Annotated in this window: 23 protein-coding genes and 4 pseudogenes; 18 read left to right on the plus strand and 9 right to left on the minus strand. The window is 38.9% G+C overall.

Annotated features, from left to right (window positions below):
• Positions 1-36 precede the first annotated feature (36 nt).
• Positions 37-1,089, plus strand: coding sequence for an alkene reductase (locus MORIYA_RS03605; RefSeq protein ID WP_112712776.1), 1,053 nt, complete (start codon positions 37-39; stop codon positions 1,087-1,089).
• Positions 1,090-1,468: 379 nt separating this feature from the next.
• Positions 1,469-1,716 (plus strand): annotated as a pseudogene (locus MORIYA_RS03615) (transposase); the annotation flags it as partial.
• Between the two features lie 33 nt (positions 1,717-1,749).
• Here the strand turns inward: MORIYA_RS03615 and MORIYA_RS03620 are convergent.
• Positions 1,750-2,076, minus strand: a pseudogene (locus MORIYA_RS03620) (MFS transporter); the annotation flags it as partial.
• 17 nt (positions 2,077-2,093) lie between these two features.
• Between MORIYA_RS03620 and MORIYA_RS03625 the strand changes: the two are divergent.
• Positions 2,094-2,655, plus strand: a pseudogene (locus tag MORIYA_RS03625) (LysR substrate-binding domain-containing protein); the annotation flags it as partial.
• Between the two features lie 250 nt (positions 2,656-2,905).
• On the opposite strand, the gene MORIYA_RS03630 reads toward MORIYA_RS03625, so the two are convergent.
• Positions 2,906-3,097, minus strand: a complete 192-nt coding sequence (locus MORIYA_RS03630; RefSeq protein ID WP_112712778.1) for a hypothetical protein — start codon at positions 3,095-3,097, stop codon at positions 2,906-2,908.
• Between the two features lie 794 nt (positions 3,098-3,891).
• Between MORIYA_RS03630 and MORIYA_RS03635 the strand changes: the two genes are divergently transcribed.
• From MORIYA_RS03635 to MORIYA_RS03645, 3 genes are all read left to right on the plus strand, one after another.
• Entirely contained in the window at positions 3,892-6,303 is a 2,412-nt protein-coding gene (locus MORIYA_RS03635; protein ID WP_112712780.1) for a glycyl radical protein, read from the plus strand.
• A 171-nt stretch (positions 6,304-6,474) separates the two neighbouring features.
• On the plus strand, positions 6,475-7,407 hold the full coding sequence (locus tag MORIYA_RS03640; RefSeq protein WP_174216893.1) for a glycyl-radical enzyme activating protein: 933 nt from the start codon (positions 6,475-6,477) through the stop codon (positions 7,405-7,407).
• Between the two features lie 48 nt (positions 7,408-7,455).
• On the plus strand, positions 7,456-8,613 hold the full coding sequence (locus MORIYA_RS03645) for an iron-containing alcohol dehydrogenase (RefSeq protein WP_112712782.1): 1,158 nt from the start codon (positions 7,456-7,458) through the stop codon (positions 8,611-8,613).
• Positions 8,614-8,719: 106 nt separating this feature from the next.
• Here MORIYA_RS03645 and MORIYA_RS03650 read toward each other — a convergent pair whose 3' ends face one another.
• The 4 genes from MORIYA_RS03650 to MORIYA_RS03665 form a co-directional block, all read right to left on the minus strand.
• On the minus strand, positions 8,720-10,045 hold the full coding sequence (locus MORIYA_RS03650; RefSeq protein ID WP_112712784.1) for a type II toxin-antitoxin system HipA family toxin: 1,326 nt from the start codon (positions 10,043-10,045) through the stop codon (positions 8,720-8,722).
• Positions 10,039-10,380: a helix-turn-helix transcriptional regulator gene (locus tag MORIYA_RS03655; protein ID WP_112712786.1), complete on the minus strand. Its 342-nt coding sequence runs from the start codon at positions 10,378-10,380 to the stop codon at positions 10,039-10,041. Before MORIYA_RS03655 ends, MORIYA_RS03650 begins: the two co-directional genes overlap by 7 nt.
• A gap of 719 nt (positions 10,381-11,099) precedes the next feature.
• Positions 11,100-12,023 carry a DMT family transporter gene (locus MORIYA_RS03660; protein WP_112712788.1) on the minus strand — a complete coding sequence of 308 codons (924 nt, stop codon included), beginning with the start codon at positions 12,021-12,023 and terminating at the stop codon, positions 11,100-11,102.
• Entirely contained in the window at positions 12,023-12,313 is a 291-nt protein-coding gene (locus MORIYA_RS03665; protein WP_112712790.1) for a 2OG-Fe(II) oxygenase family protein, read from the minus strand. The genes MORIYA_RS03660 and MORIYA_RS03665 overlap by 1 nt, the downstream gene beginning before the upstream one ends.
• A gap of 115 nt (positions 12,314-12,428) precedes the next feature.
• On the opposite strand from MORIYA_RS03665, the pseudogene MORIYA_RS21890 reads away from it, so the two are divergent.
• Positions 12,429-12,539, plus strand: a pseudogene (locus tag MORIYA_RS21890) (helix-turn-helix domain-containing protein); the annotation flags it as partial.
• Here the strand turns inward: MORIYA_RS21890 and MORIYA_RS21220 are convergent.
• Both MORIYA_RS21220 and MORIYA_RS03680 read right to left on the minus strand, forming a co-directional pair.
• Positions 12,522-13,037: a helix-turn-helix domain-containing protein gene (locus MORIYA_RS21220; RefSeq protein ID WP_112712792.1), complete on the minus strand. Its 516-nt coding sequence runs from the start codon at positions 13,035-13,037 to the stop codon at positions 12,522-12,524. The pseudogene MORIYA_RS21890 and the gene MORIYA_RS21220 overlap by 18 nt on opposite strands.
• A 314-nt stretch (positions 13,038-13,351) precedes the next feature.
• Positions 13,352-13,801: a tellurite resistance TerB family protein gene (locus tag MORIYA_RS03680; protein ID WP_112712794.1), complete on the minus strand. Its 450-nt coding sequence runs from the start codon at positions 13,799-13,801 to the stop codon at positions 13,352-13,354.
• Between the two features lie 326 nt (positions 13,802-14,127).
• On the opposite strand from MORIYA_RS03680, the gene MORIYA_RS03685 reads away from it, so the two are divergent.
• Complete coding sequence (locus MORIYA_RS03685; protein WP_112712796.1) at positions 14,128-15,912, plus strand: ABC transporter transmembrane domain-containing protein; 1,785 nt, start codon at positions 14,128-14,130, stop codon at positions 15,910-15,912.
• A gap of 20 nt (positions 15,913-15,932) precedes the next feature.
• On the opposite strand, the gene MORIYA_RS03690 is transcribed toward MORIYA_RS03685, so the two are convergent.
• On the minus strand, positions 15,933-16,214 hold the full coding sequence (locus MORIYA_RS03690; RefSeq protein ID WP_006033961.1) for a peptidylprolyl isomerase: 282 nt from the start codon (positions 16,212-16,214) through the stop codon (positions 15,933-15,935).
• A gap of 256 nt (positions 16,215-16,470) precedes the next feature.
• On the opposite strand from MORIYA_RS03690, the gene pgm reads away from it, so the two are divergent.
• The 10 genes from pgm (at position 16,471) to MORIYA_RS03740 (ending at position 26,358) form a co-directional block, all read left to right on the plus strand.
• A complete protein-coding gene (gene pgm, locus MORIYA_RS03695; protein ID WP_112712798.1) occupies positions 16,471-18,108 on the plus strand; it encodes a phosphoglucomutase (alpha-D-glucose-1,6-bisphosphate-dependent) in 1,638 nt (545 codons plus the stop codon).
• 465 nt (positions 18,109-18,573) lie between these two features.
• Positions 18,574-20,001 carry a cytochrome-c oxidase, cbb3-type subunit I gene (gene ccoN, locus MORIYA_RS03700; protein WP_112712800.1) on the plus strand — a complete coding sequence of 476 codons (1,428 nt, stop codon included), beginning with the start codon at positions 18,574-18,576 and terminating at the stop codon, positions 19,999-20,001.
• A 13-nt stretch (positions 20,002-20,014) separates the two neighbouring features.
• On the plus strand, positions 20,015-20,617 hold the full coding sequence (ccoO, locus tag MORIYA_RS03705) for a cytochrome-c oxidase, cbb3-type subunit II (RefSeq protein ID WP_112712802.1): 603 nt from the start codon (positions 20,015-20,017) through the stop codon (positions 20,615-20,617).
• 11 nt (positions 20,618-20,628) lie between these two features.
• Positions 20,629-20,820: a cbb3-type cytochrome oxidase subunit 3 gene (locus MORIYA_RS03710; RefSeq protein ID WP_112712804.1), complete on the plus strand. Its 192-nt coding sequence runs from the start codon at positions 20,629-20,631 to the stop codon at positions 20,818-20,820.
• Between the two features lie 12 nt (positions 20,821-20,832).
• Positions 20,833-21,744, plus strand: a complete 912-nt coding sequence (ccoP, locus tag MORIYA_RS03715; RefSeq protein WP_174216894.1) for a cytochrome-c oxidase, cbb3-type subunit III — start codon at positions 20,833-20,835, stop codon at positions 21,742-21,744.
• Positions 21,745-21,830: 86 nt separating this feature from the next.
• Positions 21,831-22,316 (plus strand): FixH family protein, encoded by a 486-nt coding sequence (locus tag MORIYA_RS03720; RefSeq protein ID WP_112712808.1) that lies wholly within the window; start codon positions 21,831-21,833, stop codon positions 22,314-22,316.
• 5 nt (positions 22,317-22,321) lie between these two features.
• The gene (locus tag MORIYA_RS03725) at positions 22,322-24,715 is read left to right on the plus strand and encodes a heavy metal translocating P-type ATPase (protein ID WP_112712810.1); all 2,394 of its coding nucleotides are present in this window, start codon (positions 22,322-22,324) and stop codon (positions 24,713-24,715) included.
• Entirely contained in the window at positions 24,715-24,903 is a 189-nt protein-coding gene (ccoS, locus tag MORIYA_RS03730; RefSeq protein WP_112712812.1) for a cbb3-type cytochrome oxidase assembly protein CcoS, read from the plus strand. The genes MORIYA_RS03725 and ccoS overlap by 1 nt, the downstream gene beginning before the upstream one ends.
• A 16-nt stretch (positions 24,904-24,919) precedes the next feature.
• Positions 24,920-25,579 (plus strand): sulfite exporter TauE/SafE family protein, encoded by a 660-nt coding sequence (locus MORIYA_RS03735; RefSeq protein ID WP_232011496.1) that lies wholly within the window; start codon positions 24,920-24,922, stop codon positions 25,577-25,579.
• A gap of 44 nt (positions 25,580-25,623) precedes the next feature.
• Positions 25,624-26,358: an FNR family transcription factor gene (locus MORIYA_RS03740; protein ID WP_112712816.1), complete on the plus strand. Its 735-nt coding sequence runs from the start codon at positions 25,624-25,626 to the stop codon at positions 26,356-26,358.
• Positions 26,359-26,433: the final 75 nt, after the last annotated feature.

A 26,433-nucleotide genomic window follows, 5' to 3' on the forward strand; every position in this document is an offset into this window, starting at 1 on the left:
ACATTCAAGAAAGAATCATTGATAATCAGAGGCGCTATGACTGCTAACTTATTTCAAACTTATGTACTTAATAAGACTTTATCTTTAAAAAATCGCATTCTAATGGCACCGCTGACCCGTTGTGTGGCTGATGATGAATTAGTACCGACTCAAGATATGGCTGACTACTATGGTCGTCGGGCCGAGGCCGGTTTAATCATTTCTGAAGCGGTGATCATACGTCCTGACGGTCAAGGTTATCCAAATACCCCGGGTATCTTTACGCCAGCACAAATTGATGGTTGGAGAACCGTAACTGATGCGGTACATGCAAACGCTGGTAAAATATTTGCACAGCTCTGGCATACAGGCCGTGTCGCACATCCACACTTTTATCAAGCAACGGGTAGCCAAGATGTAATGGCACCTTCTGCAGTGGGTATTGAAGGCAGTGTACCGAGAATGCGCGAGCTTACTTATCAAATACCAAAGGCGATAACGGTTGAAGAGATAGCTCAGTTAGTGAGTGATTATTCTCAAGCCGCGGCAAACGCGATAGACGCTGGTTTTGATGGCGTTGAAATTCACGGTGCTAACGGTTACTTAATTGATCAATTCTTACATCACGACAGTAACCGCCGCAGTGATGAATATGGCCAGACACCTGAAAACATGTCACGTTTCGCTCTTGAAGTACTAGATGCAATCGTTGCTCGTATCGGTAATGACAGAACGGCACTACGTATATCACCCGGTGCATACTTCAATATGGCTGGCGACAGTCGTGATCGTGCGGTATTCGATTATCTTATCCCCGAGATTGAGCAGCGTGATTTAGCTTTCTTACATATTGGCATTTTTGATGATGCGATGGAATTTGATTATTTAGGTGGTCGAGCGTCAAGTTATGTTCGTAGCATTTATAACAAGACATTAGTGGGCGTGGGTAGCTTTACTGCTGAAGCCGGTAGTCAAGCGATTGCGGATGATAAATTTGATCTGCTGGCGATAGGTCGACCATTTATTGCTAACCCTGATTATGTCGAGCGTGTTCGTGATGGTAAGGATTTAGTTGAATATTCAGATGAGATGTTGACGAGTCTGGTATAAGACAGAGTACTAATATTTTGTAGGTAGCGATAAGAATTAAGCGGGTTAGCATTGTGCTAGCCCTTTTTGTATTAAAGCGTTTAAAGCAATTAACGCAAACCATCGAGCTAAGCAAGCCTTATCGTCAGTGCTGGTGGACCATACAGTCATGATTTACCGACCTGAATTTAAACCACAAGTAACCAAGGGCTGTTATTAGCTTAGAAGATATTGCCGCGGCCGCTTACGCCCAGCATGTATTATGGGGAGCTTTATTGTTGCAAGTTGTTATCTAGTGGAGGTCGTTTTGCTGTGGATCATATGGTTAAGCGCAAAATAGATTTGACGTAATCAGCTTTTGTAGAGGTTCAACTCGACAGCACAGTAGTTTTACATACGTGGGGTGAAATCTGATTATCTGTTTCCGGTAAAAGCCCTTGCTAATGTGTATCGAGCTAAGATGATGCAAGCGTTAAGGCATCGAGAATTAGTTATTGAGAAAACCGATGCGTTAATGAAAAAATCTTGGAATGTATACAGTAAAGCATGTTGCATGTACTTCCTAAGGGCGTGATGCGAGTTCGTCACTTTGGTTTTTTGGCTAATGCTTGTAAACGAAAAAGACTGGCGCTTATTAAAGAGCAGTTATCATCGGCTCCCGCTAAAGCAGAACATACATCAGTAGAATACGCCATGAGCAAGGCCTGTAATAATACGGGCGATAATTAACGTATCATAACCCGGTGCTTGCCACGCCAGTAAATTACCAACCACAAACAAGGACATCACAGCAAGTAAGACGTGCTTTCGATTCCACTTGCCAGTCAGTGCCGTTAAAACTGGCGCGCCAACCGCAACACCAAGGGCGTAAAGGCTAACTAAAAGACCGGCTGATGGTAGGGATACATTTAAATCGGCCGCCATCGTAGGAATAAGTCCTACGATGACGAACTCGGTGGTTCCGATAGCAAAGGCGCTGAGCGTCAATGCAAGTAGTGCTAAAGGCATAAGGATTATCTCTGTTGATTGGCGTATCTATACTTAATCGCACTACGCGGCGTGTTGAGTTGACTGATGAAGGTCGGCAATTTGTCGAAACCATACGTATTGGCTTGCTGCGCATTCAACAAGCGGAGGAAGAGCTTATTACGCGCGGAGAATTACCTAAAGGGCGCTTACGCGTCGATGCTGCCAGCCCGTTTGTGTTTCATCAGTTAGTGCCACTGGTGCAAGCATTTAATAAGGTTTTGTAGACCTGTTAGAGAAGAAAACCGATCTGGCTTTTCTGGGCCAAAAATACTCAATCATTGGCCGCTAAAAGGTTTTGAAACATTAGCGTCCACTTTGACCTCTAGCAATGGTGAAACCGTTCGCCAACTGACGTTAGCGGGGAATGGTATTGCCTGTTTATCGGGCTTTATGGTAAAAAAAGATATTGAAGAAGGGCGATTGGTCGCGTTATTGGAGCCTGAAAAATTAATCAATACGGGCAGAGAGCAGATCAACGCGGTGTTCTATAAGTCTTCTTCCGTAGCAAAACGTATTTCGGCGTTTATCGATTTTATCCAGCCTAAGATCTCTTTATGAGTTAAATTCGCTGTGATTTAAGCTAAGTTTATGGCTAATCTAAATTGTGTTTACTCACCGATAAACGTTGAACGAGTGCGAGCTTAATAGAAAGCAGAATAGCTTGCTTAGCCATGATCTCAATTGGGTAATTAATGGTGGCAGGTTTAGCATTAAAAAAGTCCCTTTGTTTAGTAGGGACTTTTTCCGTGGTAAATGCTCAACATACCTATCTAGGCTGTTATTAACTTACTGCCTAGAATACCGGCTGTCAGTAATAACCACCTTCCGGGTTATGAACCTGAGGATCGTCTTTGATATATTCAAATCCGACTTCAAATTCGTGATTATCCATAAAATCAATAACCTGCATTGTATGTTGTTCGCGATCAATACTGATGATGTGACCATCGCCTTTTTTACTGGAAATCATCATTCCGGTATGTAATTTTGACAGATCCATAAAACCTCCGACTTTAGACTGTTCTATTAATTATAGACACCATTGGCAAACTACAAATGCTGTTGTGCCACAAACGATCTAATAATGCATCTGCGGTCGTCGTGTTACTTATCATGTTGTAGCACTCACTTACCGGCAATTGACTCACCATTTTTACGTAACGCTACGTGAAATCAGAATCTGTAATCGACATCCTAAATCTATTTTACGTCGGTTCGCTCCAAGTTAATTACTTAAAACCCGATGAGCATCTACGGTATGAGATTTGGCTCAGTCATGCCCGCTCCTTTAGATAATTATTTTATGTTGTTCCATATTGAAAGGTAGGCGGTGGTGTTTTGTTTCAATATGAAACGGGAGGGGCTATTTTATGAATTTTTGTGACTTAAGTTAAATTAACCGCTAATACAAATAAACAAACAATCTTTAACTGTGGGGACGATCGAGTTTATTGAACGCAATATCATAAAAAAGTTTTATTTAATAAATAGATTGGTTAATTTGGTATTACAAATAAAAGATGATTCTATAAAGTGACGTTTAAATTATTTATCACTTAGATTAGCATGTAGATTTAAAGAACAACTCAATGTGACAGTTATTTTTAATAACCAGAAAATACTGGTTATTAATACAGGATTATTTATCTAAACGTGATATCAGTGTCGTATAAGCAAAGCATTCAGGCATTTTTTAATTTTGTTTTTTCGTTTAAATACGGAATGTCGGTTATAGGATTAACAACTAATTTAGAATATAAAATTAATTAATTATAATCATAAAAGGGTAAAACTATGTACATTTTAAAAGATAATTTTAGTCAACCTAGCGACAGAATAATAACATTGAAAAATCAAATGCGTGACGCTGTCCCGCGTGTAGAAGCAAGCCGGGCATTATTACTTACAGCATCATACAAAGAAACTGAAGATAAACCAACCGTTTTACGAAGAGCAAAAGCCTTTGAGAAAATACTAAATGAAATTCCAATCATAATAAGAGATGAAGAATTGATAGTAGGAAGTCAGACTATTGAACCTAAATCATCTCAAGTTTTTCCTGAATTCTCGCATAAATGGATTGTTGATGAATTTGAAACGATGGATAAAAGAAGCGGAGATGCTTTCCAAATAAGTGACGAAGTAAAAGAACAGCTGAAAGATGTTTTTAATTACTGGGAAGGTAAAACGACATCTGAATTAGCCATTTCATATATGACAAAAGAAAATATAGAAGCATTGGAAGAAAATGTATTTACAGTGGGTAATTACCACCTTAACGGCATTGGACATGTTTCGGTAGATTATGCCAAAATCCTAAAAAAAGGTTATCGAGGTATCATTGAAGAAGTAGAAAACACGATGGCAGCGGCTGACAAAACAGCTCCCAATTATTTAAAACAGAGACCATTTTGGGAATCAATAATTATATCTTGTAATGCAGTTATCAGGTACGCCAATCGATATGCAGATTTGGCAAATGAAATGGCAGCACAGGAAAACAATACTCGTCGTAAAGAAGAGCTTTTAATTATTGCTAAAAACTGTAAAAAAGTGCCTGAATTTGGTGCGTCAAACTTCTATGAAGCCTGCCAATCTTTTTGGTTTATCGATATGGTTATCAGCATCGAATCAAATGGTCACTCAATATCTCCGGGTAGATTTGACCAATATATGTATCCTTATTATGAAATGGATACGAAATCAACAGATTTTGATATTGATAAAGCACAAGAATTAATTGATTGTATCTGGGTAAAATTTAATGACCTTAATAAAGTAAGAGATGCGATTTCTACAAGAGCTTTTGGTGGCTACCCATTGTTCCAAAACCTCATTGTAGGCGGTCAGACCAAAGATGGTAAAGATGCGACTAATGATCTTACCTATATGTGTATTGATGCGTCTGCTCACGTACGATTATCTGCACCTTCTTTTTCGGTGAGAATCTGGAATAAAACACCTGATGAACTTCTTATGAGAAGTTGTGAGCTTAGTCGACTCGGAACTGGTATGCCTTCCTACTACAATGATGAAGTCATCATTCCTTCCCTTGTCAATAATGGACTCACTCTAAAAGACGCCAGAGAATACGCAATAATCGGGTGTGTTGAACCTCAGGTTCCAGGCAAAACGGAAGGGTGGCATGACTCTGCATTCTTCAACCTAGCCAGACTTCTTCAAATTGTAGTTGATAATGGCATGTCTAACGGGAAGCAAATAGGGCCAGAAACAGGCGAATTTACAGAATTCTCTTCAATGGAAGAAATAATAGACGCTTATAGAAAACAAATGGAATTCTTTGTATACCAACTTATAAGCACTGACAATGTCATCGATATAGCGCATGCAGAAAGAGCACCTTTACCATTCTTATCTTGCATGGTTGACGACTGTATTTCTACGGGTACATCTCTTCAAGACGGTGGCGCACACTATAACTTCTCTGGTCCACAAGGCGTCGGTGTTGCCAATGTAGGCGATGCCTTTGCCGCGATCAAATATCTTGTCTTTGATACAAAAAAACTTACTTTAAAAGACCTAAAAGAAGCACTTGCAACAAACTTTGGTGACGATGCAGAAAATGCAGAAGATAAAAGAAAGCATGAAGAAATAAGACTACTGATAAAAAATAAAGCACCGAAGTTCGGTAACGACATTGATGATGTAGATGAATTAGCCAGAATTGGTGCTTTGATTTATTGTGAAGAAGTCGAAAAATATACAAACCCTAGAGGGGGTGATTTCCATGCGGGATTATACCCTGCGGCGATCAATGTATTACTTGGCGATCTTATCGGTCCTTCTTTAGACGGAAGAAAAGCTCACGACCCCTTAGCTGATGGCGTATCTCCTTGTACAGGTGCTGATACCAATGGTCCTACTGCAGCAGTAAATTCAGTTGCAAAATTAGATCATTATATTGCATCTAACGGCACTCTACTTAACCAAAAATTCTATCCAGGATCAATTAAAGGAACTAAAGGGCTACAAAATTTAGGTTCTTTATTAAGAGGTTATTTTGATCAAAAGGGACTGCATATACAGTTTAATGTAGTCGATAAAGAAACGCTAATTGCGGCACAAGAAAATCCTAACGAATATAAAGATTTGGTCATCCGTGTAGCGGGTTATAGTGCTCAGTTTATTATTTTGGACAAACGAATTCAAGATGAAATAATCAGAAGAACAGAACAAGAATTCTAATATTAATAGGTAAGGACAATATTCCGCACCAACGTATAGCCATGTATTTAAAAACGTTAATTTTACATCGAAGGGATTTTAAAATAAATGTATTTAAGTTTAGTGTTTATATAAATCAGGTGCGGAATTAAATTCGTGTCGAACATTAGAATGATGAATAAAGGAATTCGTATGTTGCGAGAAGATAAATACAATAAAAACAAAGAGGGTACTATCTTTGATATACAACGTTTCTCTATCAATGACGGACCTGGAATAAGAACTATCGTATTTTTAAAAGGTTGTCCTCTTAAATGCAAATGGTGCAGTAACCCTGAGTCTCAATCAAAAGACATTCAAATTACATTTAATAAAAGTAGCTGTATTAATTGTGGTAAATGTATAGATGTCTGCCCTCAAGGTGCCATTAGTTTAGATGGAAACAATAAAATAGATAGAGATAAATGTGACAATTGTGGTCTTTGTGTAGATAACTGTTATAGCAATGCACTTGTGAAAATAGGACGTAAAATTAAGGTAGAAGAGCTGTTACAAGAATTAAAAAAAGACAGCGTACACTTTAGGCGTTCTGGCGGTGGCGTTACTTTATCGGGTGGTGAATTACTTGGACAAGCAGATTTTGTAGCCGAGATTCTAAAAGGCTGTAAATCGATGGGCTGGCACACTACTTTAGAAACGACTGCGTTTGCCAAAAAAGAAGCGGTTGAGAAAGTTATTCCTTTAGCAGATTTGGTCCTTTTAGATATAAAACATACCAATAATGACATTCATATAAATCATATTGGCGTGGGTAATAAAATTATTCTTGAAAATGCAAAACACATTTCAATGATATCAAAGGAACTTATTATAAGAGTGCCCGTTATACCTCATTTCAATTGTGATAATGAAAGTATAAATGCAATTGCTTCGTTTGTGAAAACACTAGAAAACGTCATAAGGGTAGATTTACTCGCTTATCATAATTTGGGAAGTTCTAAATATCAAAATCTTGAAATGAAATATGAGATGGACAGTGATATAGCAATACCCACTGATAATATTATGAATGAATTCAAAGAAGTGTTTGAAAGTTTTGATATGAAATGTGTGATCGAAGGGTGAGATTATACATTTATTTAGATTTTAAATATAAATTATAAAGGAAGTATTATGAGATATTATGATTATTTGATGCCAAGTGTGAATTTTTTTGGTCCGGGTTGTTTGGAAGTGGTCGGGAAAAGAGCAAAAATACTGCATGGTAAAAAAGCGCTTATAGTGACTGATCAATTTTTATATTCTTTGGAAGATGGCCCTGTAAAGAGAACGATCGCTTACCTTAAAGAAGAAGGCATTGAAGCCGTTGTTTTCGATCGTGTAGAGCCTAATCCAAAAGACACGAATGTATATGATGGTCTTGAAGTATTTCAAGCCAATAATTGCGATATGATTATCTCTATAGGCGGTGGCTCTCCTCATGATTGTGGTAAAGGGATCGGCATTGCTCATACGCACGAAGGATATGTTTGTGACTATGCAGGGATCGAAACGTTAACGAACCCACTACCGCCAATTATTGCCGTAAATACTACGGCCGGAACGGCTTCTGAAATAACTAGGCATGCTGTTATTACAAATACAAAAACAAAGATGAAATCTGTAGTGGTTAGTTGGAGAAATCTGCCTCAAGTATCAATAAACGATCCATTGTTAATGATAGGAAAACCGGCCGCGCTGACTGCCGCGACAGGAATGGATGCGCTTACTCATGCGGTAGAAGCCTATGTATCAAAGGATGCCAACCCAGTAACAGATGCCACCGCAATACAATCTATCAAATTGATAGCTGGAAACCTTAGACAGGCGGTGGCCAATGGTGAAAACCTTAAAGCAAGAGAAAACATGGTTTACGCTTCTGTTTTAGCGGGAATGGCATTTAATAATGGTAACCTTGGTTATGTTCATGCCATGGCTCATCAGCTTGGTGGTCTATACGACATGCCTCATGGTGTTGCAAATGCAATGCTACTACCTCATGTTTGCCGTTATAACATGATTGCAAACCCTCAAAAATTTGCTGATATAGCAGAATTTATGGGTGAAAATATCGAAGGACTTTCAGTAATGGCCGCTGCTGAAAAAGCCGTTGATTCATTATTTGCACTATCATCTGAAATTGGCATTCCGACAAGCCTTAAAGAAGCAGGGATCAAAGAAGAAGATATACAATTAATGTCTGAAAATGCATTAAAAGACGGTAATGCCTTTAGTAATCCTAGAAAAGGGAATGTAAAAGAGATAGCTGAAATATTCAAAGCTGCATTCTAAATATGACGAAAGGCTGGAAGTTTCCAGCCTTTTAGTAAGCCAAATGAAGTTATTAATGTAAGGCGCCACGGAATGGTATTCGCCGTGAGGACCTCGTGATTAATGGCTAAATATTAAGTCGTAGATTTGATTCGACTTCATCAATTAATGATAGTGGGACTGCTTGTTCGGTAGCTAGCACACGCCACGTCGATACATGTTGTGTGATCTCGTTGATGGTTTCATCTATGAGTTTTTTAGTAAATAGGGGGCTTAGTGTACCCAGACTATAGAAGTCACTACGCTCAAAATGGTCACGCTTACCGTTGAGTGTCATCCAGTGACAACTTACCCAATGACTATCTGGCTTGTAAGAGTATGCAATGTCGTAAGCGGGAGAAAGAGACCAGACTCCGGCATCGTTCATCATGAATCCAAAGTTCTTTGAGTGATCGTCATGGTTGCGCGATATGATATTAAAGATTAAGCGTCTCAATAGCTGCATAGCCTCTGGCGCTTTCAACCTCAGTTGACGGACGACTCCAAACAATTCCTCATACGAGAATGAACCTGCTTGCTTGTAGCTAACATGTGCCATTGCATTCAGGGTCTGTACATGTACGCGTTTGTTTCCGATTCTATCGAAACGCTGGGTGATAAAGTGGCGGCGATCACCTTCGTTCAAGAGCTGAGTTGGCATCATATCAATACCGCAAAGCTTATTTGCCATGAGATAATACGTATATTCCATCGCGCCGTAACCTAACGGATCACCAAATGTCTCTTTGTTCTTGTTGTGCTCACTGACACCATCAAATTTCATTAAGTAATGGGTAAATCCTTTAGGAACTTCAACTTGCCCAGATCGCACTTCGCTAAAATCCTTGTTAAATGCTAAAACCGCTTTAGGTCTAGCACCACCGGCGCTCATTCCAACAGACATAAGCTCTAACATGGCGTCTTTGTCTTCACGGCCAGCATGATCAAGTTCGACTCCAAAGTCTTGTCTCTCAGAAAGAATGTTTTGAGCGACAGAAACCAGAGACTTGATTTCTATCTCTTGCGACTTATTGAAAGAGTTACCGTATTTCTTTGCCGGGGAGTAAGACAATGCACCCATACCTCTCGCGCCAGTATACTTTAGGCGCTCAAGCGGGGTTATCTCACTGGGTAATCGTCCGTTTCGGGCTACCCAAGCATTAAGGACTGTATTACCGAAATCATCTGGTAAAGAGTCGGCCAAAAGCCCAGAAAGACCTTTAAAGGTGGCGTGATCGATTGATGGGAATGAATAAATCTTCTTGGAGAGTGGCATCATTAGCGGAGATAGTTCAATGCCACTCGAAATGAAGCTAGGGTCGTATTCAAACGCGCTTTGTTTTGTCACTGGGTCGTAACTGGCTGCGCCGACAGCAAGGTCGTTATAACTGACCTCAATAACTTCTTTTACCATCCTAGGTTATCCTCGTTTACGGGTGCTTGTTGTTGTTCTCTTGGACTAGATGCTCTTTTTCGTTCATTCCCATGGAGTTGGGCAAGCTGAACCGGCGACACCTGGGTTGCAGGAAGAAAAATATCTATTTGATCAATAACGTCCAGCGCCTGCATAATAATGACCATGGTTTCGAGTGAGCATTGCCCATTCTCAGCATTGGCTATCTTTTTACGGGTTAACCCTACATCTTTTGCGATTGAAGCTTGAGTTTTGTTCGCGTTAAGGCGGTAGGTTTTTAGTCTTTCACCAATCACCGTGGCGATTGCAGGTGCTGTCATGCTTGAATATTTCATATCAACCCTTTAATGTTCTATTATATGCTCATTATAGGTTAAAAATGACCTTAATGCTCACTAAATGGTATATTAGTTAAACTTATTTTAATGTCCCATAAATCACTCATTAATGGCTTAAAATACAAGTAATGCTCCATATATAAACCATTATATACAATCCTTATCCGGTCACAATTTCAATTTTAGCATTACATTATGGTCAGCTTAAACATCTGGGTAGCAGCCAAAAAAGGATAGGGCGCTTGCACCAAAAATTTATCATCTTCTATTAAAAGTCATGATTTTACGGAGTTACAAATATCACTGTATATAAACACAGTGATATTTAGTTCTCCGTATAATCGAGACTTTTTAAGTGCTATTGATAATAAAATCAATAGTATAGATATTTTACGTGACGCTACGTGAAATCTTAATCAGTAACTAACATCCTAGTTAGTAAATTTAACCTAGGATCGATTCAAAATAGCATCTTGAATTCCAATTAGTATATTCAGTATTAGATTAGTTAAATTTGAAAATTTTAATAATGACAGTTCAGCAAAATTATATCGAATAGTTAGCTAGATTAAAGCTGAAATTATTACCAGGTTAAAAACTGTAAATCTAGACTCAGCTAATAAGTGATAACGAGCACTGTGTTAATCGTGATGAAAAGAACTTCATTGGTTATGCAAAAATATTCGCGTGATTGAAAGAACTGGAACAAACGAGACTTACTCGGTAGCTTTAATGCCATTTTTCTTGTATTGAGTATAAAGTGGCTGTATAACGATAACGATTAAGCTACTTGCTAAAATTAATCCTCCACCAATAATTGTTATCTGGTTTAACTCTTCTCCTAAATACATAACCGCTATAAAAATCGATATAACTGGCGATAACAATGTTGAGTATGTTGTAAATTCAGCACTTTCCAATCTAATTAATGTAAACCAAAGATAATAAACAAGCGCAGAGCCAATGCTTCCTATGTAAAAGATGCTCAATAGAACTGAAGGGGTAGAGACGATCGTTTTTGCTATTGAGCCTATATCAATACTATTATTTAGATACCATATTAATGTTAGGCTCATTGTTAACATCAAAGTAAAAATCATTTGAATGGTGACAGTCACCGACATATGAACACCATCAAAAGAAATACGTTGCGACAAGATTGCCCCCAAGGCCCATATAACGGCATTAGCAAACATCAAGTATTCTCCTAACTGAAATTCGTTTGATTTGGACAGAAGTAATACACCTAGCCCACAAAATATAATGGCAAACACAGTTAGAAAATGCACCTTTTTGGTAAAGTACATGGTAAATAAACTCGTAATGCAAGGCATCATATATATGATAAACGTCGCGCTTGAAACCGTTGTTAGTCCAAGGGCAATGTTGTTAATTAGCGGGACTATAAAAATATTAGGTATACATAATATAAATAACTTTAAATAATCACTTCGATCTATTTTATTTATGTGTTTTTTTAAGTATGGGAGCGCAAAAGCGGTAATGACTAAAGTTGAAACGAAAATAGTAGAGAGCCGGAATGGGAATGCACCTATCTGTAGTATTCCCATTTGCGATATAGGAAAGCTACTCCCCCAAATAATCCCCATAGCTATCGCGATTAACATTGATTTTCCCATCAGTCAAACCTAGCAATAATTGACATTCTTTTTCCTGATCTTTCAGTTGAAACCGTAGACACAAAATGAGGGATATTATTTTCTTTCGAGTCGAACAGAAACATTTGGCCAAAGGTTGGCGTTAATGAGTCCACAATATTTAAATATTGATCGATAATGTGAGTTATTCCACCAAAAGTTGGTAACCAGTTTTTGGTGATGTTTATCGCAATTCCTATATTATTACCGCCATCACTATGAATTCCTAGAAAATCACCGTAATCAAATAAATTGATATAAAACTGATTCATGTCACCAATTTGTCTTCCCTTGGATTCAAATAAGTAAGTGCATAACTTGAAAAGGTAGAAGAAACGGTCAGTTGAATATATGCTGATCGCTTTTTCTCCGGCAAGAGATGCAACAATGAAAACATATAAACAACTGACCTATGAACAACGATGCCATATTTATGCACTAAAGAAAATAGGTTTAGGTCAAAATAAAATAGCGAAGCAACTAAAAGTTAGCCAATCCATGATGAGAACCGTCAATTTGTATGAGCTCACCAACGCAATCACGACGATAGCGAGGTTGATATACTTGAGGCTTACGTTTGGCATGCGGCAACCATAGACCGTCAGTGATCATCCATTGACGCAGGGTTTCAACACCAACTGAGATAGCATGTAGTTCGGTGAGTTTTTCGTGTGCGAGAGTTGGACCAAAATCTTGATAATGGATTTGAACCAGGTCAAGAACGTGTTGTTTGAATTTATAGGAATGGTGGTGATTACTTGGCTGGCCACGTTTATGTGAAATCAAACCTTCGGCACCATGTTTTAAATATTGCTTCGTCAGTCGATATACTTGCCGTGGACTTAGGTTAAGAAGCGCGGCAGCATCGACGCCAGAGATGCGTTTATCAATAACATTTTTGATGGTATTAATTTTGTATATTTCAATATCAGTCATAGTCAGTAACATCATGTAGGTCCAGAGCGTCGAATTGATGCTCTGAAGATAGTTCAACATGACATTTCTAACGGTGACAAACCTGACATCTCTAACGGGGACCTACAATAGCACTGCGCATAATGTATATTATGTTAAATAGGGTGTGATAGAGCTTGTAATAGAGGCCGATTCTATTAAGGATGTCTATATTCATGGATCAATACAAGATTGAGATGTTGTCAATTTAACACTTAGCTTATTTACCATAAAGTATATGATATGCATCTAAATGATTACATCATATTTTATCCAAAATATGATGTAATCAAATATCTTCAAACATATAAAAACCAAACACTGAACTGACGATTGGTTTTACCTACAGATTATAACTATTCTGGGAACGCGGCTAACTTAGCTTTTATATAATCCGAATGTTTTACGTAAATAAGATCGGCGACTTGTCTGATTAATGCTTCTTCATGTGGATCAATAACACCGTCCGCATAAGCTATATTCCACATTGATTCTATAAGCACATTCCTTTGCTTGTATTCAACATTTCGAAGCTTTGACGTGAACTCATAAATTGATATAGATTCTTCACTGTCTTTGATGGCAATTGCCAATAGTTCGCTTGCTCTATCTTTGTCGATACCAAGTAGTAATGAAAGTTGATGCACTTTAGCCGCGCTTTCTTTTTCATTAATGGAGCTATCTGCGCTGGCAACTTCACACAATAATGCCGCCATTGATAATTCAAACTCCTGTGTATCTACAGCACCTGGCAACGACGTATCATTTGCTAATTGCTTAAACAAATTTTGTATTGCTTTAAACATACATGTATCACTCTTATAAATTGAAGGAATTAGTCCAGTTAGTCACGTTAAGACAACAAGATAGACAAAAAGTTGTAATCAATACCCTTCTCTTATATTAACGAATGTCTACTACTAATTTTTATATCTAATTATTCAATCTCGTTGATTCTTTGTTATTATCCTTGGTTACTCTATGATTTATTTTAAACTTATTCATTCGCCATGAGTCCAATTAAATTTGAGTATAGGCAATATTATCTATGATGCCGATAAGGCACCGTATAGAACAAAAATAAAGTGTATCAAGCTATTGAAACTACTTAATAACAAGCTAAGGTAAAACAATGAGTTCATCACCTACTGATAAGACAAGCGCCACACAATCATTCACTAGTTTGTTGCCTATTTTGGCTTTTATCAAGCCATACAAATTAATGGTTTGTTATGCCCTACTCGCATTGTTAGTAACTGCGGCGGTTAATCTATCGCTTGGCCAGGGCGTTAAATTTGTGATTGATAATGGCTTTATTGCCGGTTCAGAATCACAACTACAGTCCGCTATTATTGTACTCGTTATGCTTATTGCTCTTCTTGCTATTGGCACATTTAGTCGCTTCTATTTGATGTCATGGTTAGGTGAACGCGTCAGCGCTGACATACGAAAAGCGGTATTTAACCAAGTCATTAAACTACACCCGAGTTATTTTGAAGAAAATAGAAGTGGTGAAATCATGTCAAGATTAACGACTGACACCACCTTGTTACAATCTATTATTGGCTCGTCATTATCGCTGGCGCTTCGCAGTGTGCTGATGCTCATTGGTGGCTTAATCATGTTACTCGTGACCAACATCAACCTGACACTTTGGGTCGTGGCGTCTGTGCCTTTTATACTTGTGCCTATTTTAATTTATGGTAAAAAAGTGAGACTGCTGGCAGCAAGCAGCCAAGATGCAATTGCAGATATTGGTACCTACGCCGGTGAAATAATTCAAAACATCAAAGTAGTACAAAGTTATACTCACGAAGAAACTGAGCAAGCTTCTTTTGCCAATGAAGTTGAAAATGCATTTTCAGTAGCAAAAAATAGAATTAAACAGCGTTCATTATTGATCGCAATTGTTATCTTCCTGACATTCGGTGCGATCAGCATTATGTTGTGGATAGGCGGCATGGATGTACTAAATGGCAAGATGACTGGTGGTGAGTTAGGTGCATTTGTTTTCTACGCAATTATGGTCGCGATGTCTGTCGCCACAATCTCTGAGGTTTATGGTGAACTGCAACGTGCAGCGGGTTCTGCAACGCGATTGTTAGAGTTACTTGAGGTGACAAGTAAAATCCAAAGTCCAGAAGTACCTAAACAAATTATTAATGATCACGTTAATATTATCGAGTTTAAAAACGTGGATTTTTATTACCCTTCACGTCCCAATACGGCTGCTTTGAAAGCCATTAATTTAAAAATACCAAAAGGGAAAGTGATTGCTTTAGTTGGCCCATCTGGCGCAGGTAAAACCACTTTATTTGAATTACTACAACGCTTTTATGACCCTCAACGTGGTGAAGTTCTGTTTAATAATATTAATATAAATGAGTTAGAACTGAATGAAGTACGTAAACGAATGGGGATGGTTCCGCAGCACCCAGTATTGTTCAGTTCCGATGTTTGGCACAATATCCGTTATGGTGATCCGACTGCGTCCGATGAAGCGGTAATTAAAGCCGCCAAGCTCGCTCATGCACATGAGTTTATTGAACAACTTCCTGAAGGTTATAGCAGCTTTTTAGGTGAGCAAGGGGTTCGTTTATCCGGCGGTCAAAAGCAACGTGTTGCCCTCGCCCGTGCTATTTTGAAAGACCCAGAAGTATTGCTATTAGATGAAGCAACCAGTGCGCTTGATGCCGAAAGTGAGCACCATGTTCAAGCGGCGCTCGAAGAGTTAATGCTAAATAGAACAACCCTGATCATTGCCCATCGGTTATCAACGGTGATAAACGCTGACCTTATCTTGTTGATGGATAAAGGCGAAGTGATAGCACAAGGCACACATAATGAGCTCATGCATAAATCAGCGCTGTACCAACGTCTTTGTGAACTTCAATTTGATAACGTGGCGGCAGGCTAGCTGTAGTTTAACACGACTAATTACGTTCTATACAATATCTTAACGATGTGCCAACCATGCTTGGTCTTCACAAGATGTGGAGTAAGAATTTCAGCATTGAAACAAACCTTATCGAAGGCGGGAACCATCGCACCTTTTCTGAATTCACCTAAGTTACCACCATCCTTCTTGCCTGATGGGCAAATCGAATGCGACTTGGCAAGCTTCTGAAAGTTTTCACCCTTCTCGAGTTTTTTCAATATTTCGTATGCTTTATCTTGGTGCTTAACTAAGATATGCAATGCCGCAGCTGTTTTCGCCATAACTAACTCAACTCTAAATTAATAATTAATTTACAATCGAGTATTTTAACACAATCAATCCACCAATACCTATAGTCTTAATCTACCAGCGTTGGCGACTGGTTATAGCAAAGCGCAGAAGCAACAACTAAGACCCATTTTTAGTGAGTAAATAGTCATTTCAAATGAAACAGTGTGCCAATATTAACTTATAAGAGGTATACTATTAACAATTTAATTCATCATAGCTTTCATTTATTAAAGGATAAAATCGCACATGGCAGTTCATCCAAGAGCCGGTCAAAAGGCATTAAATTCCGATCTTTGCAACATACCTGCTCTCGTCTCAAACTATTACATCAATAAACCTGACGTAACTAAAATTGCTCAACGTGTCGCATTTGGGACATCTGGTCACCGTGGTAACGCTTTTGCATCTTCTTTTAATGAAGACCATATCCTAGCGATTAGCCAGGCTATTGCTGAATATCGTCTTGAACAAGGTATTACGGGCCCTTTATTCATCGGTAAAGACACTCACGCATTGTCTGAACCGGCTAATATTTCGGTTATCGAAGTCTTAGTGGCAAATGGGATTGATGTACGCGTTCAAGCGGATGATGGTTATACACCTACACCGGTTATCTCACACGCTATTTTAACGCATAACAGCCACAACAAAATTCAAGCTGACGGTATTATTATCACACCATCACACAACCCCCCACAAGATGGCGGCATTAAATACAACCCGCCACACGGTGGACCCGCTGACGACGATGTAACAAAGATCATCGAAAATCGAGCTAACGATATCATTGCCCAAGGTTTAACTGCGGTTAAACGAATTGGTTTTGCTATTGCTATCGAGTCTGCACATTATCAAGAGATTGATTATGTAGCAGGGTATGTTGCTGATTTAGAAAACGTGCTCAACCTTAAAGCAATTTCAGATGCTGGCATTAAAATCGGTGTTGATACGTTAGGCGGCTCTGGTTTTGCATATTGGAAAGTGATCGCTGCGAAATATAATTTAGATATTGAAGTAGTAAACGATCGCGTTGATCCAACTTTTTCATTTATGTGTCTAGATAAAGATGGCAAGATCCGTATGGATTGTTCATCACCTTATGCGATGGCAAGCCTGATTAACTTAAAAGATGACTTTGATATTGCCATTGGTAATGATCCCGACTATGACCGCCACGGTATTGTCACTAAAAGTGGTTTAATGAATCCAAACCATTATCTTGCTGTTGCAATTCAATACTTATTTACCAACCGTACCAACTGGCCTGTCAATGCTAAAGTGGGTAAAACGCTAGTATCAAGTTCTATGATCGATCGCGTTGCCGAAAAAATTCAACGCCCTCTTTGTGAAGTGCCGGTTGGCTTTAAATGGTTTGTGGATGGTCTGCACACTGCAGAATTTGCCTTTGGTGGTGAAGAAAGTGCCGGAGCTTCATTTTTACGTAAAGACGGTACCGTTTGGACAACGGATAAAGACGGCATAATTTTAGCATTACTTTCTGCAGAAATTCTTGCGGTGACTGGTAAAGACCCAGCGCAGTTATACGCTGAGTTAACTACAGAATTCGGTTCACCCGTTTATAGTCGCATTGATGCCCCTGCTTCATTTGCAGAAAAAGCGATTCTTGCTAATTTATCACCAGAGTCTGTTCAGGCTGAAACATTGGCTGGTGAAAAAATCACTGCTAAATTAACCAACGCACCTGGCAATAATGGTAAAATTGGTGGTTTAAAAGTAACGACTGAAAATGGCTGGTTTGCGGCTCGTCCATCGGGCACCGAGGCTATTTATAAGATTTACGCTGAAAGTTTCAAAGACGAAACACACTTAGCGTTAATTTTAAGTGAAGCACAAGAAATCGTGTCTGCAGCTTTAAAAGCTTAAGGGTGTTTCGATAACAAACAAGCCAAAAGTATCGTTTTTAAATAAGTACTATGAATAGAAAAGACTAATCACTTATTTTATAGTTAGAGAGGTTTTAGTCTTTTTTGTTAACAAGCCACCAACAAGACTAGTACATTATTATATTTTTTATCATTATCGGCACACGGTGTCCTATATTTAGGGGGTTTTATTAAGCATTTTTGCTTGATCATAATCAATTGAAATATGAAAATTACATTTTAAGGTCGTATTTCATTGATCTAAATCAAGCTGACTATAAGACTCTATTTTTAAGACATTTTTAACAATATAACAAACAAATTCCGCTGTTAATGTTACAAGAAATCGCGTAATATCCCCATCTGAATATGACTGTCAATTTAGATTACTTAAATTTACACATATTCTTTTTGGGTATTCACGCATCAACAGATGTTTAATTATTTGTAGCACCGGAAGCAAAATATGAGCTCTCATTCACCTATAAAAATTGACTATAACTATAAAGTTGTACGACAGTTTACCGTGATGGCTGTTATCTGGGGTATTGTTGGTATGTCAGTAGGTGTGCTAATTGCAGCACAGCTAATTTGGCCTGTACTAAATTTCGATACTCCTTGGTTAACTTATAGCCGTCTTCGTCCCCTACATACCAATGCAGTAATCTTTGCATTTGGTACTTCTGCCCTAATGGCAACATCTTTTTATGTTGTTCAACGTACATGTCAGGCGCGCCTATTTGGTGGCATCTTGCCTGCTATTGTGTTTTGGGGGTGGCAACTTGTTATTATTTCTGCCGTTATATCATTACCACTTGGTTATAACACATCTAAAGAATACGCCGAACTTGAATGGCCGATTGATATCTTAATCACCTTTGTTTGGATTATTTATGCCATTGTATTCTTTGGTACCATTGTTAAACGCCGCACGTCGCACATTTATGTAGCGAACTGGTTCTTTGGTGCATTCATCTTAACCGTTGCTGTTTTACACATTGTAAACAGTGCCGCTATCCCACTGAATGGAATGAAATCTTATTCTATTTACGGTGGTGCGATTGATGCAATGGTTCAGTGGTGGTATGGACATAATGCCGTTGGCTTCCTTCTAACAGCTGGTTTCCTTGGTATGATGTATTACTTCGTGCCTAAGCAAGCGAATCGTCCTGTTTACTCATACCGTTTATCTATTGTTCACTTCTGGGCATTAATATCGTTATACATCTGGGCTGGTCCTCACCACCTTCATTACACTGCACTACCTGATTGGACTCAATCAGTTGGTATGGTAATGTCGTTAATCCTATTCGCGCCTTCTTGGGGTGGTATGATCAACGGTATAATGACGCTTTCAGGCGCATGGCATAAACTGCGCTATGATCCTATTTTACGTTTCCTAATTGTATCTCTTTCTTTCTACGGTATGTCTACGTTCGAAGGACCCATGATGGCAATTAAGAGTGTAAACGCATTATCGCATTACACTGACTGGACTATTGGTCACGTACACTCAGGTGCACTAGGTTGGGTTGCAATGGTATCTATCGGTGCTATCTATCACTTAATCCCGGTGTTGTTTAACCAAGGTCGTATGTACAGCATCAAGCTGATCAACGTTCACTTCTGGTTAGCAACGGTTGGTACGGTTCTTTATATTGTTTCAATGTGGATCTCGGGTGTAATGCAAGGTCTGATGTGGAGAGCGGTAAATGCTGACGGTACATTAACGTACAGCTTTGTTGAATCACTACAAGCTTCATATCCATTCTACTTCGTACGCTTCCTTGGTGGTGTGTTCTTTGTTACAGGTATGTTTTTAATGGCGTTTAACGTCTTTAAAACAATGTCTGCAGCAGATCACTCAATCAAAGCTGACGCTGAACCTGCATAGTTAGGAGATAGTTATGAAACATGAATTCATTGAAAAGAACGTTGGTTTATTAGCGATCTTCATCGTTATTGCTATCAGCTTTGGTGCGATGGTTGAGATTACACCATTGTTCTGGCAAAAAGATACCACTGAACCACTTGACACTCTGCGTCCTTATACGGCGTTAGAGATGGAAGGTCGTGATATTTATATCCGTGAAAACTGTGCCGTTTGTCATAGTCAAATGATCCGTCCATTCCGTGCAGAAACAGAGCGCTATGGTGCATATTCTGTTGCTGGTGAATCTGTATGGGAACATCCGTTCCTATGGGGTTCTAAACGTACTGGTCCAGATCTAGCGCGTGTTGGTGGTCGTTATTCTGATGATTGGCAGCGTGCGCATTTACTTGATCCACGTAGTGTTGTTCCTGAGTCAAACATGCCGGCTTTCCCTTGGTTAGCTGAAAATGTATTAGATGGTTCAGAATCTGCGGCAAAACTAAGTATCTTCAAAAACTACTTTGATGTTCCTTACACAGATGCCGACATTGCTGGTGCAGAAGCCGCAGTAAAAGGTCACACTGAACTAGACGCTTTGGTTGCATATCTACAATCATTAGGTCATGCATTAAAATAAGGGGATAACTTATGGATTACGGTACATATCAAGGGGTTTATACCCTTATACTAATGGCCATTATGATCAGTATTATTGCTTGGGCTTACAGCAAACGTCAAAAAAGTGCGTTTAATGAAGCTGCTAATTTAGTTTTTGCTGATGAACAAGTCCACAGTGATTCACTTAATGGAGAGCAGAAAAATAAATCTGCTCGTATTTAGGAGTTTATGATTATGAGTACTTTTTGGAGTATTTGGATCACAGTGATCACACTCGGCAGTATTTTTGCTTGCCTAGCTCTGCTTTGGATGTGTGATAAAGATGACACCGGCGTTAAAGAAGGTGAATCTATGGGTCACTCTTTCGATGGCATCGAAGAGTTAAATAACCCATTACCAAAATGGTGGAAATACTTATTTATTTTCACTTGTCTTGGTGGTTTTGTCTATTTCGCACTTTACCCTGGTCTAGGCAACTACCAAGGTTTACTTGGTTGGACTAGTGCTAACGAGTATGAGCGTGAAATTGAATCTGCAAACGAAAAATATGCGGCTGTATTTAACAAACTGGTTAAAACAGAAGAAAGCAACTTTACTGAATACCGTGAAATTGCTGACATCGCTAAAGACACTGAAGCAGTAAAAGTAGGTCAACGCCTATTCTTACAAAACTGTTCTCAGTGTCATGGTTCTTCTGCACGTGGTGCGAAAGGCTTCCCTAACCTAACTGATGGTGATTGGTTATACGGTGGGTCCACTGCTAATATCAAAACTACTATCATGCATGGTCGAACTGGTGTGATGCCAGCTTGGTTACCTGTATTAGGTGATAAGAAAATAGACCAAGTAACAACCTATGTGGTTGGTTTGTCTGGCCGTAAAGTAAATGCACGTGAAGAAGCAGCAGGTAAAGAGGTATTCCTTCAAACATGTTCAGCTTGTCACGGCGCTGATGCTAAAGGTATGATTATGCTTGGCGCACCAAACCTTACGGACAAAATTTGGTTATACGGTGGCTCACGTAAAGCTATCGCACAAACTATTAGTTATGGTCGTAACGGTGTAATGCCAGCATGGGGTGGTATCCTAGGCGAAGATAAAGTAATGCTATTAAGCGGTTATGTTTACAGTTTAAGTGTAAAGTAACGTAATAGTGGTAATTTAAAGCTCCATTTACTGAATGGAGCTTTTTTTTGCTGTATCTTTGTTAATTTCCCTTTTTGGAGTTCACGATGAAATCTTATTGGTATAAAGAACCTTGGTTCTGGTTTGTCATTTTCTTTCCTGTATTGTCCGTGGTTGCTGGTACGTCGACATTTATTATCTTCCAACTGAATCAACCAGATATGGTCTCTGACGATTACTATAAAGATGGTAAAAAGATCAACCAAGATTTAACGAAATACCATGAAGCTTTAGCTCGAAATATTACTTTCAACCTAAAGTTTGACGATGGATTTGCGGTGTTTACACCAGCAACCGGTGACATGGTCGAAAATGAAGCGCTTAATATTTCATTTTTCCATGTTACGTTGGCAAAACATGATATTTCAGTGCTGGCAACAGCGTCGGGTGACGGCAGTTACAGCGTAGAAATGCCCCGCGATATGCTAAAAGGTAAATGGCGTGTGCGGGTAGAATCTTTTGATGGAAAATGGCGTATTCAAGAATATGTTAAATATCCCAATACTTCAGTAATTAAGTTAGACGGCGAGTAAGATTAATGTCAAACGGTACTAATTGTTATCACTGTGGCGAAGGTGTTTTAGCTGCAGATAAAAATAAATATAAAGTATATATCGCACCTGAAGAACGTGACATGTGTTGTCCAGGTTGTATGTCTGTCGCTGAAATGATCGTCGGTTCTGGTTTAAGTTCGTATTATGCACACAGAACTGATTTATCACCGACAGCAAAGCAATTAGTACCGGATGAATTATTACGCTTAGAAATATATGATGATAATGAAATTCAAGATGAGTTTGTTTATCAAAACGGTGAAATAAAAGAAATAACCCTCACCGTGGAAGGTCTTACGTGTGCAGCCTGTGCTTGGTTAATTGAAAGAAGCTTTCGCAGTACCAAAGGTATCCATTTCATTAACGTCAATGCGACAAGTAATCGTATATCGATTAAATGGATTGCTGAACAAATCAAACTCAGTGATATATTAAAACAAATTAATAACTTAGGTTACAGTGCATCGCCTTTTCAAGCTGACCAGCATGAACTGATGTACAACAAGCAACTTAAATCTTATTTCAGACGCTTGGGTTTAGCAGGGTTAGCGACCATGCAGGTGATGATGTTTGCTGTTGCGCTCTACTCTACTTGGTTTGGAGATATGGAAGAGATGTACCGCCAACTTTTCCGTTGGGTCAGTTTAATTGTTGCCACACCAGTACTACTTTATTCCGCACAACCTTTCTATTCTAACGCGCTGCGTAATTTACGTACCCGAACGCTTGGTATGGATGTACCTGTGTCGATCGCGTTGCTCGGCGCTTACACAGCCTCTGCTTATGCAACTATGACGGGCACAGGTGAAGTTTATTTTGAATCAATTTCGATGTTCACTTTTTTCTTATTATTAGGACGCTATTTAGAGTTAAGGGCACGAAAGAAAACATCAGAACTCAGTGCCAATATGGCAAAGCTTATACCTAACATGGCATTACGTGTTAGTGAAGATAAGAGCGAACAACTAATTCCAACCAAACAACTTAATATTAATGACTACGTTATTGTTAAAAGTGGCGAAGTGATCCCCTGTGACGGCATTATTATGAATGGTGACACAAGTGTGGACGAATCAATGATTACGGGTGAGTTTTTACCTATCGTTAAATCAGTTGATAGTGGTGTTTACACCGGTAGTCTCAATGTCGAACAAACAATTACGATATGCGTGACTAAAACACACAAGCATAATTTAATTTCAGAAATTATTCGTTTACAAAATACAGCGCAGTCATCAAAGCCTCAGATTGCTGTTTTGGCCGATCAAATATCACGTTATTTTGTGCTCGCGTTATTAATCATATCCGCCGGTACTTACTTGTTCTGGTTAGGTCATGATCCAGACAAAGCCTTTTGGATCACCTTGTCGGTCCTTGTTGCAACCTGCCCTTGCGCATTATCACTGGCGACGCCAACAGCACTAACTTGTGCAACCAGTTTCTTATCGCAACGCGGGATCTTAATCCGTAAAGAGCACGTACTTGAATCGCTCACCAAAATTGATGAAGTCGCATTTGATAAAACGGGTACGTTAACCAAAGGTGTATTCACCCTTACCAATATAAAATCTGACAGTGAAATGTCAGAGGATGAACTGTTACGTACTGCCACGTCATTAGAGCACCATTCAACGCATCCCATTGCGTCTGCGTTTAAATCAAACCAAGATAAAATTCAATTTGATAAAACAGAAAATCACATTGGTTTAGGTATTTCAGGATGGATTGGTGATGATAGTTATAAAATTGGTTCTGCTAAATTTACACAACAAACCAGCACAGCATCCGACGGAAAAGACATCGTTGTTTATTTAACAAAGAACTGTCAACTGATCGCTCGTTTTTATATTCAAGATGAGATGCGTGATAATGTGGCGACTACTTTAGATTATATCGCTGAATTAGGTTTAGCGGTTACGTTACTCACTGGCGACAATGAAAACAATACCGATAAAGTAACCGAAGGATTAGCAATTACCAATAAGAAAACAAGCCAATCACCAGAAAGTAAACTTGCTTATATTAATGAACAGCAAGCTAACAAAAAAATGATGTTGATGGTAGGCGATGGTGTTAACGATGCGCCGGTCTTGAGTGCCGCAACAGTATCTGTGGCCATGGGAGAAGGTTCCGATTTAGCTAAAAATAGTGCTGACGTGGTGTTATTAACTACAGATTTTATCGCAATTAAATATATGCTGGCAACTGCGACCAAAACATATAAAATAATCAAACAAAACTTAATGTGGGCGCTTGGGTATAATTCATTAATTATACCGTTAGCAATCTCAGGTAGTGTACCTCCGTACATTGCAGTGATTGGTATGTCACTTAGCTCACTGCTCGTTATAGGTAATTCATTAAGGTTGTTGAAGTAATGGAAATTATTTTTATGTTAATTCCGATAGCGATGATTTTCGTTGCTATTGCCGTTGCTATCTTTTTTTGGGCTGTTAAGTCAGATCAATTCGAAGATTTAGAACGTGAAGGCAGTAATATCTTGTTTGACGATGATATTAACGACAATAGTAACGACGAATCATCAGTCACCAAACATGATAACTAGTCTAATTGCGGCGTTTATGATCGGGATATTAGGTGCTGGTCATTGTATTGCTATGTGTGGCGGTATCTCAGGCGCTATTGCACATGCTAGTAAACAAACGACAGACGCTAATACCCTCGCTCCGCTTTTTTATAATTTAGGACGAATAAGTAGTTATACACTGATCGGTGCTATCGTCGGGTTCACTGCGCAAATTGGATTAAATTTTGGCGCCGGTTATGATTTATTACTGATCTTACGCTTTGTGTCGGGTATTACATTAATACTGATTGGTTTATACATTGCACAACTCAATTCAGCGATTCTCCAACTCGAAAAAGTAGGCCGTTTAGTCTGGCGCTACATTCAGCCACTTGCACGCCGATTTTTACCATTAAAAACACCTTATCACGCCTTTCCTTTGGGCTTTTTATGGGGTTGGTTACCCTGTGGTTTAGTGTATTCGGCATTAACACTGGCTTTATCTAGCGGGTCACCATTAAACTCGGCATTAATTATGCTCGCATTCGGCTTAGGCACCTTCCCTATCATGTTCTTGGTGGGTAGATTATCAAGTGAATTCAACAAGTTAATACAGAATTCAAAGTTTAAAAAGTTTAGTGGTTTACTACTGGTTTTATTCGGTTTACATGTTATTTACATAGCTTTAGTACAATTAAGTGCTTCTGGTATATAAATTTGCTACAATATTGATATATATCAAAAGAGTTTATTGGAATTATGGCCTTAGATAAGAAGATACCAACACCGAAGAGTGCAATCCACTGTCAGAACTGCAGCATCAGCCAACTTTGCATACCATATTCTTTGAATGATTCAGAGCTAGATTCACTCGACCAAATTATCGAACGCAAAAAGCCTTTTCAAAAAAATGACGAAATTTTTAAAGCTGGTGATAAAGTTAAAGCACTTTATGCTATCCGTTCAGGTTCTGTTAAATCATATACAATTACTGAGCAAGGTGATGAACAAATCACAGGCTTCCACCTAGCCGGTGACTTAATCGGCTTTGATGCATTAAGCACTGGTGTGCACCCAAGTTTTTCACAAGCTCTTGAAACATCGATGGTGTGTGAAATCCCGTATGACACCCTTGATGAACTGATTGGCAAAATGCCAATGTTACGTCGTCAAGTGATGCGTTTAATGAGTGGCGAAATCGCTGCAGACCAAGAAATGATCTTATTGTTAAGCAAGAAAAATGCTGAACAGCGTCTCGCTGCTTTCTTAAATAATCTTTCGATACGTTTCTCTGAACGTGGCTTCTCTGCTAAAGAATTCCGTTTAACCATGACGCGTGGTGATATTGGCAATTATTTAGGCCTTACTGTTGAAACTATTAGTCGCTTACTCGGTCGTTTTCAAACAAGCGAAATGATTGAAGTAAAGGGCAAGTACATCAGCATTATCGATCACGCAAGCCTTGCATTGCTTGCAGGTAAAAAAGAAGCTTAAGCTCGTGCCTGTGAGTAAAAATATTTACTCACAGGCTTAACAAAAAAGTAGCGCATTTATGGCATCTATCACAAA

The organism is Moritella yayanosii, from assembly GCF_900465055.1.
GTDB lineage: Bacteria > Pseudomonadota > Gammaproteobacteria > Enterobacterales > Moritellaceae > Moritella > Moritella yayanosii.

What these genes read in the sequence shown, in the direction of transcription:
- MORIYA_RS03605 (WP_112712776.1), top strand. Translation starts at nt 37, where the DNA reads ATGACTGCTAACTTATTTCAAACTTATGTACTTAATAAGACTTTATCT.
- MORIYA_RS03630 (WP_112712778.1), bottom strand. Translation starts at nt 3,097, where the DNA reads ATGGATCTGTCAAAATTACATACCGGAATGATGATTTCCAGTAAAAAA.
- MORIYA_RS03635 (WP_112712780.1), top strand. Translation starts at nt 3,892, where the DNA reads ATGTACATTTTAAAAGATAATTTTAGTCAACCTAGCGACAGAATAATA.
- MORIYA_RS03640 (WP_174216893.1), top strand. Translation starts at nt 6,475, where the DNA reads ATGTTGCGAGAAGATAAATACAATAAAAACAAAGAGGGTACTATCTTT.
- MORIYA_RS03645 (WP_112712782.1), top strand. Translation starts at nt 7,456, where the DNA reads ATGAGATATTATGATTATTTGATGCCAAGTGTGAATTTTTTTGGTCCG.
- MORIYA_RS03650 (WP_112712784.1), bottom strand. Translation starts at nt 10,045, where the DNA reads ATGGTAAAAGAAGTTATTGAGGTCAGTTATAACGACCTTGCTGTCGGC.
- MORIYA_RS03655 (WP_112712786.1), bottom strand. Translation starts at nt 10,380, where the DNA reads ATGAAATATTCAAGCATGACAGCACCTGCAATCGCCACGGTGATTGGT.
- MORIYA_RS03660 (WP_112712788.1), bottom strand. Translation starts at nt 12,023, where the DNA reads ATGGGAAAATCAATGTTAATCGCGATAGCTATGGGGATTATTTGGGGG.
- MORIYA_RS03665 (WP_112712790.1), bottom strand. Translation starts at nt 12,313, where the DNA reads ATGAATCAGTTTTATATCAATTTATTTGATTACGGTGATTTTCTAGGA.
- MORIYA_RS21220 (WP_112712792.1), bottom strand. Translation starts at nt 13,037, where the DNA reads ATGTTGAACTATCTTCAGAGCATCAATTCGACGCTCTGGACCTACATG.
- MORIYA_RS03680 (WP_112712794.1), bottom strand. Translation starts at nt 13,801, where the DNA reads ATGTTTAAAGCAATACAAAATTTGTTTAAGCAATTAGCAAATGATACG.
- MORIYA_RS03685 (WP_112712796.1), top strand. Translation starts at nt 14,128, where the DNA reads ATGAGTTCATCACCTACTGATAAGACAAGCGCCACACAATCATTCACT.
- MORIYA_RS03690 (WP_006033961.1), bottom strand. Translation starts at nt 16,214, where the DNA reads ATGGCGAAAACAGCTGCGGCATTGCATATCTTAGTTAAGCACCAAGAT.
- pgm (WP_112712798.1), top strand. Translation starts at nt 16,471, where the DNA reads ATGGCAGTTCATCCAAGAGCCGGTCAAAAGGCATTAAATTCCGATCTT.
- ccoN (WP_112712800.1), top strand. Translation starts at nt 18,574, where the DNA reads ATGAGCTCTCATTCACCTATAAAAATTGACTATAACTATAAAGTTGTA.
- ccoO (WP_112712802.1), top strand. Translation starts at nt 20,015, where the DNA reads ATGAAACATGAATTCATTGAAAAGAACGTTGGTTTATTAGCGATCTTC.
- MORIYA_RS03710 (WP_112712804.1), top strand. Translation starts at nt 20,629, where the DNA reads ATGGATTACGGTACATATCAAGGGGTTTATACCCTTATACTAATGGCC.
- ccoP (WP_174216894.1), top strand. Translation starts at nt 20,833, where the DNA reads ATGAGTACTTTTTGGAGTATTTGGATCACAGTGATCACACTCGGCAGT.
- MORIYA_RS03720 (WP_112712808.1), top strand. Translation starts at nt 21,831, where the DNA reads ATGAAATCTTATTGGTATAAAGAACCTTGGTTCTGGTTTGTCATTTTC.
- MORIYA_RS03725 (WP_112712810.1), top strand. Translation starts at nt 22,322, where the DNA reads ATGTCAAACGGTACTAATTGTTATCACTGTGGCGAAGGTGTTTTAGCT.
- ccoS (WP_112712812.1), top strand. Translation starts at nt 24,715, where the DNA reads ATGGAAATTATTTTTATGTTAATTCCGATAGCGATGATTTTCGTTGCT.
- MORIYA_RS03735 (WP_232011496.1), top strand. Translation starts at nt 24,920, where the DNA reads ATGATCGGGATATTAGGTGCTGGTCATTGTATTGCTATGTGTGGCGGT.
- MORIYA_RS03740 (WP_112712816.1), top strand. Translation starts at nt 25,624, where the DNA reads ATGGCCTTAGATAAGAAGATACCAACACCGAAGAGTGCAATCCACTGT.